This is a genomic window from Arthrobacter sp. 10T413_2, assembly GCF_056394205.1.
Genome location: NZ_JBFTHK010000173.1, coordinates 1 through 8794, shown reverse-complemented (window position 1 = coordinate 8794; position 8794 = coordinate 1). Strand labels below are relative to the sequence as shown.

General features: G+C 68.1%; 5 protein-coding genes. 2 read left to right on the top strand and 3 right to left on the bottom strand.

The window, feature by feature from the left end:
* Positions 1–73: 73 nt before the first annotated feature.
* The gene (glf, locus tag AC1DBQ_RS19285; RefSeq protein WP_476930041.1) at positions 74–1261 is read right to left on the bottom strand and encodes a UDP-galactopyranose mutase; all 1188 of its coding nucleotides are present in this window, start codon (positions 1259–1261) and stop codon (positions 74–76) included.
* A gap of 294 nt (positions 1262–1555) precedes the next feature.
* Here glf and AC1DBQ_RS19280 point away from each other — a divergent pair, with 294 nt between their 5' ends.
* Positions 1556–5938: an FtsK/SpoIIIE domain-containing protein gene (locus tag AC1DBQ_RS19280; RefSeq protein ID WP_476930040.1), complete on the top strand. Its 4383-nt coding sequence runs from the start codon at positions 1556–1558 to the stop codon at positions 5936–5938.
* Positions 5939–5965: 27 nt separating this feature from the next.
* On the opposite strand, the gene AC1DBQ_RS19275 is transcribed toward AC1DBQ_RS19280, so the two are convergent.
* Positions 5966–6487, bottom strand: a complete 522-nt coding sequence (locus AC1DBQ_RS19275; RefSeq protein ID WP_476930039.1) for a hypothetical protein — start codon at positions 6485–6487, stop codon at positions 5966–5968.
* Positions 6488–6741: 254 nt separating this feature from the next.
* Between AC1DBQ_RS19275 and AC1DBQ_RS19270 the strand changes: the two genes are divergently transcribed.
* Complete coding sequence (locus AC1DBQ_RS19270) at positions 6742–6990, top strand: WhiB family transcriptional regulator (protein WP_476930038.1); 249 nt, start codon at positions 6742–6744, stop codon at positions 6988–6990.
* Between the two features lie 205 nt (positions 6991–7195).
* On the opposite strand, the gene AC1DBQ_RS19265 is transcribed toward AC1DBQ_RS19270, so the two are convergent.
* The gene (locus AC1DBQ_RS19265; RefSeq protein WP_476930037.1) at positions 7196–8665 is read right to left on the bottom strand and encodes a sensor histidine kinase; all 1470 of its coding nucleotides are present in this window, start codon (positions 8663–8665) and stop codon (positions 7196–7198) included.
* Positions 8666–8794: the final 129 nt, after the last annotated feature.

The window sequence follows — 8794 nt, the reverse complement described above, 5'->3', positions numbered from 1 at the left end:
GTGTCGGTCTGGTCCGTCGATGGCAGGATGACCCGCTGAATCGGGTTCCAGTCGGGTGTCGTTTCAGCGGCGCTCATGCGTCCACTCCTCCGCTTTCAATCGTGGCGCCGGCCTCGAAATGCGGCCGGATCTTGTTCTCAAACATGGTCAGGGCAGAGCCGATGGCCATGTGCATGTCCAGGTATTTGTAGGTGCCGAGGCGTCCGCCGAAGAGGACGTCCTTCTCGGCTGCCGCGAGGTCGCGGTACTTGAGCAGGCGCTCCCGGTCGGCGGCAGTGTTGATCGGGTAATAGGGCTCGTCGCCCTTTTCCGCCGCGCGGGAGAATTCGCGCATGATGACGGTCTTCTCCGTCTGGTAGTCGCGTTCCGGGTGGAAGTGGCGCGGTTCGATGATGCGCGTAAACGGCACGTCGTCGTCGTTGTAGTTGACCACGGAAGTTCCCTGGAAATCGCCGACGTCGAGGACTTCTTCCTCGAAGTCGATCGTGCGCCAGRAGAGGTCGCCTTCGGCGTAGTCGAAGTAGCGGTCGACGGGACCGGTATAAACAACCGGGATGGTGCCGACCACTTTGTCCTTGCTGTAATCGTGCGACTCGTCGAAGAAGTCCGTGTTGAGCCGGACCTCAATGTTCGGGTGCTCGGCCATCTTCTCGATCCAGGCCGTGTAGCCGTTGGTCGGCAGGCCCTCGTACTTGTCGTTGAAGTAGCGGTTGTCGTAGTTGTACCGGACKGGGAGGCGGGAAATGATGCCCGCGGGCAGGTCCTTGGGATCCGTCTGCCACTGCTTGCCGGTGTAGTGCTTGATGAACGCCTCGTAGAGAGGGCGGCCGATGAGCTGGATGCCCTTGTCGTTCAGGTTMTGCGGATCGGTGCCCGCCAGTTCGCCGGCCTGTTCGGTGATCAGTTCCCGCGCCTGGCCGGGGGTGAGGTTGGCCCGGAAGAACTGGTTGATCGTGGCCAGGTTGATGGGCAGGGAGTAGACCTCGCCTTTGTGCACGCCATAGACCTTGTKGACGTAGTTCGTGAAGGTGGTGAAGCGGTTCACGTACTCCCACACACGGTMGTTGGATGTGTGGAAGAGGTGGGCACCGTAGCGGTGCACCTCGATGCCGGTCTGTTCTTCCTTTTCGCTGTAGGCATTGCCGCCGATGTGGTGGCGGCGGTCGATGACGACTACCTTCAAGCCCAGCTCTGTGGCGGCCTGTTCTGCGATTGTCAGGCCAAAGAAGCCCGACCCTACGATGACGAGGTCAGCGGTCACAAACTCTCCTGATTCGAATGCGGGCAGCCCAATGTTGCGCATTGTCTGCTGCTCTAGCCTACCCGAGGCGCCATTGCAGTCGGCGCCCGGCCCGCGTCGCGCGGCCCGTATGCGGCGCGCTTGCAGCCCGTATGCKGCGCGGGTGTGGCTCGGCTGCAGAGCKCGTGCGGCACKGGTGAACCGCATGAGCTGCGTGCTCCCGGGTTGTCCACATAGCCCAATTTCGCGGCCGCAACCGGGCCGACGCGTCCCTAACGTGGAAAGCGGGCCGCCACGCGGGAAAGGACGCCCCTGATGATCTTCCACTGCACGCTCGTGCCGGGCACTGCCCTCCACGGCACTCTCATGCAGGGCACGCACGGGTCTGGATCGACGCCGGACGGGCAGCTCATCGAACTCGCCGTCGATGTKCCAGCCCCTTGCACCGGCGCAGATCTGGAAGCTGCCATCGCCCGGCGCTACGGGACAGGTGAACTATTTGTTCGGGGAGCCCCGGTCGCCGCCATGACGGTGGGCGTCGCTCCCCTGGTCCCGGGCGCCGTGCTGATTGAYGGTGCTCTGTCCACTAGCGGCTCCGGGCTTGCAGGCGGTAGGTTTGCCGGCACCGCGTCTCCTGATGGTTCCGCCGCGCGATCCCGGCCCCGGCCCGGGCACCCGAAACCTGGCATGTTGTTGCTCGCCGTCAACAGCGGTCCCGGCACAGGCACCGTCGTCGCGCTGCAGCGGGGCCAGTTCCGGATCGGACGCAGCGGGACAGAGATCCGGATCCCTGACGCCGCACTCTCCCGGGAGCACGCACGCCTGGACGTCTCGGACTCKGCCGTCACGATCGTCGACCTCGGGAGCGCGAACGGAACCAGCATCGACGGCCGCAAAGTGCGGTCGGCGCCGGTAACCACGGCGTCCTCGATCCGCTGCGGCGACTCCACCATGTCGCTCCGGCTAGGGCCGCCGACCGAGCCGGACGCTGCGGCGGCCTCCCTGACGGCGTATGCAGGCGGCAGCGTGGCCGAGCCACTTGTTGTCCGCGGCACCGCTGCCCCAAGCCACCGGGCCGCCGTAGTCCTGGCCGCGGTGCTGCCGCTCCTGACCGGCATCGGCCTGGCGCTGCTCACCGGCATGTGGATGTTCCTGGCCTTTACCGCGGTATCTGCCGTATCCRTCCTCGTCCCGGTTCTGTCGGGTCGGCGCCAGCGCCGCGAGCTCGCCGCTGCCATTGCGGCGGCGGTGTTGCASGACCGGGACCGACGCCGGCAGGCCGCCCCCTCCGCGKCGGACCTTGTTCTTACTTCTGCGGCCGAGGCCTACGCACCACGCGGCGCATCCCGCGGGGAGCCTCCGGGCATCTGGCTACGACTCGGCCTTGCGGATCAGCGGGCGAATATCCGGCTGGAACCGCCGGAATCCGGCTTCCGGCCCCCGCCCCTAGGTCCGGCGCCCCTGACCTTGGACCCGGCGTCTGCGGTGGTGACTATCCACGGGCCCGGGTCCGCCGCCGCCGGGCTGCTGCGCTCCTTCATCCTGCAACTGGCCGCCTACCCCCAGGCCGGCAGCACGTGTGTGCTCCTGCACGGCGCGGCGGACACGCTGCCGTTGGCGGCGCGCTTCCTGCCCGGCGTCACGTTGTCCGCGACTCACGCTGTCACCGCAGCCCGCTTGGCTGGMGGCCCCGGGGAGGGATATGCCCACGGAGTCCTCATCCTCTGGGACGCTCCCTGGCAGGCCAGGCAGTTCAGTGCCTCGGCCGGTCCGGACGTTGCCGACGAGGGCGCTGCCGGTCGGGGCGCTGCCGGTCGGGGCGCTGCCGGCACGCGGCCCACGTTGCGGCACTTGGCCACGGCACACGGCTGGAGAGTGATTGAGTATCTACCGGAACAAGGCCCCGATCAGCACCCCGGCATAGTCCTCGGCCGGCCCTGCGCCCTCATCACGGCGGACGCCCCACCTCTGGAGTTCATCCCTGATCTTGTCCCGCCGGGTGTCTTTGACCGCTTCTGCCGCAAATTCAACGCGACCGGGCGCACCCCGGCGGCTCTCCCGCCAGCCGTCCCGCACCGCTGTGGACTGGCGGACGTTCTTCCCCTCGCGGCTGCGGATATCTCCCGGCGCTGGGCCCGGACCGGCCCCGCCGCTGGACTGGGGGTTGTTGTCKGTGCGGGGAGCGCGGGGGCCATTCGGATCGATGTGAAGGCGGACGGTCCGCACTTCCTGGTCGCAGGGACTACGGGTTCCGGGAAATCGGAGTTCTTGCGGACGTTCGCCGCCGGGCTCGCAGCCAGTCATCCCCCGGACCGGGTCAACCTGCTCTTTATAGATTTCAAGGGCGGTTCGGGCCTGGGCCCGCTGACCGGGCTCCCGCACTGCGTCGGCCTGCTGACGGATCTCAGCGCTCCCGATGTGGAGCGCACGCTCGTCTCATTGCGGGCCGAGGTTCGGCGCAGGGAAGAGCTGCTGGCTCGGGTGAATGCGCCGGATCTTGCGACGTATGAGTCATCACCAGGGGACGGCCCGGCCGTGCCCTATCTGGTCATCGTCGTTGACGAGTTCAGGATCCTGGTGGACGAAGCCCCCGGCGCCCTGTCCGAACTCATGCGGATTGCTGCCGTCGGCCGGTCGCTGGGGATCCATCTCATCATGGCCACCCAGCGCCCGCAGGGAGCCCTGAACGCCGACATCAGGGCCAATGTCACCACCTGCATCGCCCTCCGGGTCCAGTCCGGCCTCGAATCGCTCGACGTCATGGGCTCCGGCCTCGCGGCCGCCATCCCCATCGCACGGCCCGGGCGGGCGTTCTTGATCCGCGGCACACAAGCCCCGGAGGAGTTCCAGACGGCCACGATGACGTCCGGGACGGACGCGCCGACAGACGGTACAGTCATTGTGCGCACAGTCACGGAGACTTTGACCCGGCCGCAGACAGTCGGCCTCGCGGCCGACGGCTTCCCCGGCCGGCAGGAAGACTCCGGCGCCGCGGCCCGGACGCCGGCACAGGTGGCCGCGCCGCTCATCGACGGCGTTGCGGGCCTGTGGCAGGAACGCGGCGGCCCGCTGMCGCGCCGGCCGGTAGCGGACCCCCTGCCGGAACGATTGCCGTACCCGGGTCCCGGGCATGCCGAACGGGACCTGATCCGGTTGGGCCKGGTGGACCTGCCGGAACTCCAATGCGTCAGGGAACTGAGCTGGAGCCCTGCCAGGCACGKGCATCTGGGCCTCGTCGGCGCCGGGGTCGGAACCAGCGACGGGGCCGGCACCAGCGACGCCACTCTGGCCCTCGCAGTCGATCAGCTCCTGGCCGGCAATCTGGAGTCGCACCTCTACTTCCTCGACGCCACCGGTGCCTTCGGCTGCGTCGCGGCGGCACCMCGGTCCGGCGCGGTGGCAGGCCTGCACGAACTCCGCCGGGCCGCCAGGGTGCTGCAGCGCGTCGCGGACGAAGTCACCATCCGGCTCAGTGTGCCGTCGGCCTCGCCCCGGCCCCTGCTGGTCCTGGTGCTCAACGCCTGGGGTGCCTGGRTGTCGGCCTTCCGTTCCGGGCCGTTGGCATGGGCCGAAGACCTGGTCCATGACATCGTGCGCGATGGACCCCGGGCCGGGATCACTGTTGTGGCCTCCGGCGAGCGCGAGCTCGTGACGTCCCGGTTTTTCGCCGCATTGCCAAACCGGATCTTCTTCCCCGCGGGGTCCACCGACGAGGRCCGTCTTGCCTGGCCGCGGCTTCCGGCGTTGGAGCCGCTCCCCGGGCGCGTCGCCGTATTCGGTGCCTTCGTCCCGGCTCCCGGGGCAACCGGGCACCCGGCCCAGATATTCGAGCCGAAGGCAGCGGACGGGCGGAGCCGGGTTTTCGGAGCCGTCACGACGAAGCCGTTTCGGGTCGACGCCCTGCCAACACTGGTGACGGTGGGCGAGGTTCTGGCCGGCCGCGGCGCTCCCGGGGGCGGCCATCGGACTGCGTCGCCTGCGCCGTCCGTGCGACCCGCGTCCACGATCGCTGCCGCGTCTACCGCAGTGAAGCATGGAGTGGATGGTGCAGTGCCCGGTACCGCACTGGTCAAGGTMCCGGCCACCGAATTGCTCATCGGGGTGGCCGGAGACGAGCTCCGGCCGTGTGGAGTCCGGCTGCCGGCCGGCGGTGTCCTCGCGGTCCTTGGCGGCCCGGCTTCCGGGAAGAGCACGTTTCTGGCTGCGCTCCCGGCCATGAACCGTGCAGGAGCCTGGCTCTCACCGCCGCCTGGGACCGAGCCCGGCCAATACTGGTCCGCAGTCCATGCCTCCGCGCTCGCGGGCACCCTCGACCGGACTGCGATAGCGCTGGCAGATGACGCTGATCTGCTCCTGCCCGAGGCCAACAGCTACCTGGCGGCCCTAAACAGCCTGGGCTGGCGTGTGGTCCTGGCCGCGGGTTTCGGCCCCGGCTTCGGGCAACGCGTAACCCTCGCCGGCATCGCGCGCAGCCAGGGACGGKCGGTCCTGATTCGTCCGCGGGGGCTYATCGACGGCGACATGTTCGGCGTCCGGTTCGAACCGGAACAGAATCCTCCGCCGGGACGCGCCGTCGTCATATCCGACGGCCGGGCGACGCCCGTCCAACTGGCTGCGGACCGACCTGCCGGCGGGCCGGTCGGCATATCCCCCGGACAGGGTGGCGCACGTGACGGGCCGCTACAGGACTCGACGTGAGCGGGCGGGAGGTAAGGCTGCGGGCCGCTACAGGGCCGGCGGGGCTCCGGCTGCCCGTGAGCCGAAGGCGATGACCCGCTTGTCGAACAGGAGCACAATGGCGGTGACTGCGGGAATCACCATGGCCAGTCCGGCCAGCGGATAGCCGCCGGTCAGGGTCGGGAAGCCGATGGTCAGGRCGATGAGCTGGGCTATCAGGGCACCTGCCCGCGGCCAGCGGAACCCCCGCAGGAGGAAGCGTGCGACGGCGAAAAGCCAGATGGAAGCCGCCAGAAGGAGGCACAGCGTGAAGACGGCGCCCCAGAAGGACAGCACCGGCGCCCCGGTCACGAGCTGGGTCCCGTACCAGACGCCCGCCAGGAGCAGGGCCGCGGCTTCAAGCGCTACCACGACGGCAACGACGACGACGGCGCGGGGCCGCACGACTGCTGCGGCGGGGTCGCCGGCCTCGCGCCGCAGGGGTTTTTCGCCGGGATGCCCCCCGGCATGGTTGCTTGGACTGTCGCCCGCATTTTCAGCGGCATTTTCGCGGGGATCTTCGGKGTTCACGGGGGGCCTTGACACACTGGCACACTACCGGACATAGTCGTCTAGATGTGAGGACGCCGCTACTCAATGTGATGCATCGCTCACGGTCCCGAGGCATTTTGACCTCTATTACCCCTTGTTTACACAGCGTTAACATGACACGCTTAATCCAGATGACCGAGGGGGCCCCAATGGGCCCTTTTCTTATGAAGCCTCTAGTGAATAATTTCACAAAGGCATTTAACGAGTTCCCAGGAATGGAGTGACTGATCAGCATGGATTGGCGTAACCGCGCAGCCTGCCTTGACAAGGACCCGGAGCTGTTMTTCCCCGTTGGAAACACCGGCCCTGCCCTCCTGCAGATCGAGGAAGCGAAGAGCGTTTGCCGGCGCTGCCCCGTTGTGGACACCTGCCTGCAATGGGCGTTGGAGTCCGGCCAGGACGCCGGCGTCTGGGGCGKCATGAGCGAGGACGAGCGCCGTGCCCTGAAGCGCCGCGCCGCACGCGCCCGGCGCGCTTCCTGATCCAGCTGCCGGAGCGCCGGCAGCTACCGCAAGACCCCTGCAACAATGGCCGCGGACCGACAGGTCCGCGGCCACTGTCCGTTTAAGCCGCTCTCCGCTGTCCCGCGGACCCGGCCGGGGCGTGCGCCCGTGACGGGCCTCCGGTCAACGTGGCCGGCGCCGCCGGGCAGCGGCGTCCACGAAAATCACCGCCCCTTTGGCCGGCTCAATGCGTCGTAAGGCTCAGGACGATCTGTACTGCGGTTCCGCCGCCATCCCTGGCCTGCCAGTGGATGGTGCCGCCCAGTTCGCTCGTGACGAGCGTGCGGACGATCTGCAGGCCCAGGCCCTCGACATACGGCGTGTCCGGCAGCCCGACCCCGTCGTCCTCCACCCGTACGGTGAGAAGCTCGTCCCCTTCTTCGGTTTCCGAGCGGTCGGCGACCAGCCAGACCGTGCCGGTCCGTCCCTCCAGCCCGTGCTCAACGGCGTTCGTGACGAGTTCATTGATGACGAGGGCCAACGGTGTGGCGAAGTCGCTMGGCAAATCGCCGAAGAGCCCGGAGCGCTGCGTCTTGACCTGTTGCGAGGGTGAAGCGACCTCTGCCGAGAGGCGGAACTGGCGGCCGATCAGCTCATCAAAATCGACGCTCTGGGTCAAGCCTTGGGACAGCGTCTCGTGCACCAGGGCAATGGTCGCCACCCGCCGCATGGCCTGCTCGAGCCCCTGTTTGGCCTCGTCGCTGACCATGCGCCGCGACTGCATCCGCAAAAGGKCCGCAACGGTTTGCAGGTTGTTCTTCACCCGGTGATGGATCTCGCGGATGGTGGCGTCCTTGGTCACCAGTTCCATCTCCCGGCGGCGCAGCTCCGAGACGTCGCGGCAGAGGACCAGGGCGCCGAACMGCTGATGCTCGTCGCGCAGCGGGATGGCCCGCAGCGAAAGGCTCACGCCGCGTGACTCGATTTCACTGCGCCACGGCATGCGKCCCGTGACCACGAGCGGCAGTGTTTCATCGACCATGCGCCGGTCCTTCAGGAGCCCGGCGGTCACCTCGGCGAGGGACCGGCCCTCGAGGGACTCGCCGTCGCCGAGCCGGCGGAATGCGGAAACCCCGTTGGGACTGGCGTACTGCACGATCCCCTCGGCGTCGAGCCTGATCAGGCCGTCGCCCACACGCGGGGCACCGCGGCGCGAACCCGTGGGCGAGGCGAAGTCCGGCCACAGGCCCAGGGTGCCCATGCGCAGCAGATCGTAGGCGCACTGCCGGTACGTGAGCTCGAGCCGGGAGGGCATCCGTGAACTGGACAGATCCATATGGGACGTGACGATCGCCAGGGTGCGGCCGTTGCGGACCATCGGGACCGCCTCGACCCGGAGCGCCATGTCGCTGCTCCAGTTGGTCTCGTTGGAGCGTTCGATCACGCGACTCTCCCACGCCTTGTCGACCAGCGGCTGCAGGTCCGACCTGATCCCCTCCCCCACGAAGTCGGCGTGGAACACCGTGTGCGTGGTGGAGGGGCGGACGTGGGCAAGCGCCACGTAGCCGAGCTCAGGATGCGGGAACCACAGGGCGAGGTCGGCGAACGCGAGGTCGGCGACCATCTGCCAGTCGCCGACCAGGAGGTGCAGCCACTCGGCATCCCCCGGGCCAAAATCAGCATGCTCCCTGATAGGGTCCGTAAAGATTGCCACAGCACCTCCATTTGCGACGCCGGGGACAGCAGCCCMTAGCGTCGGACGATTGACCTCAAGAGCMTCAATGCTACCGACAGTGAGGCCATGTCATCGGCCTCGAGGGCGTTGACCTCGTCGAACATGGAC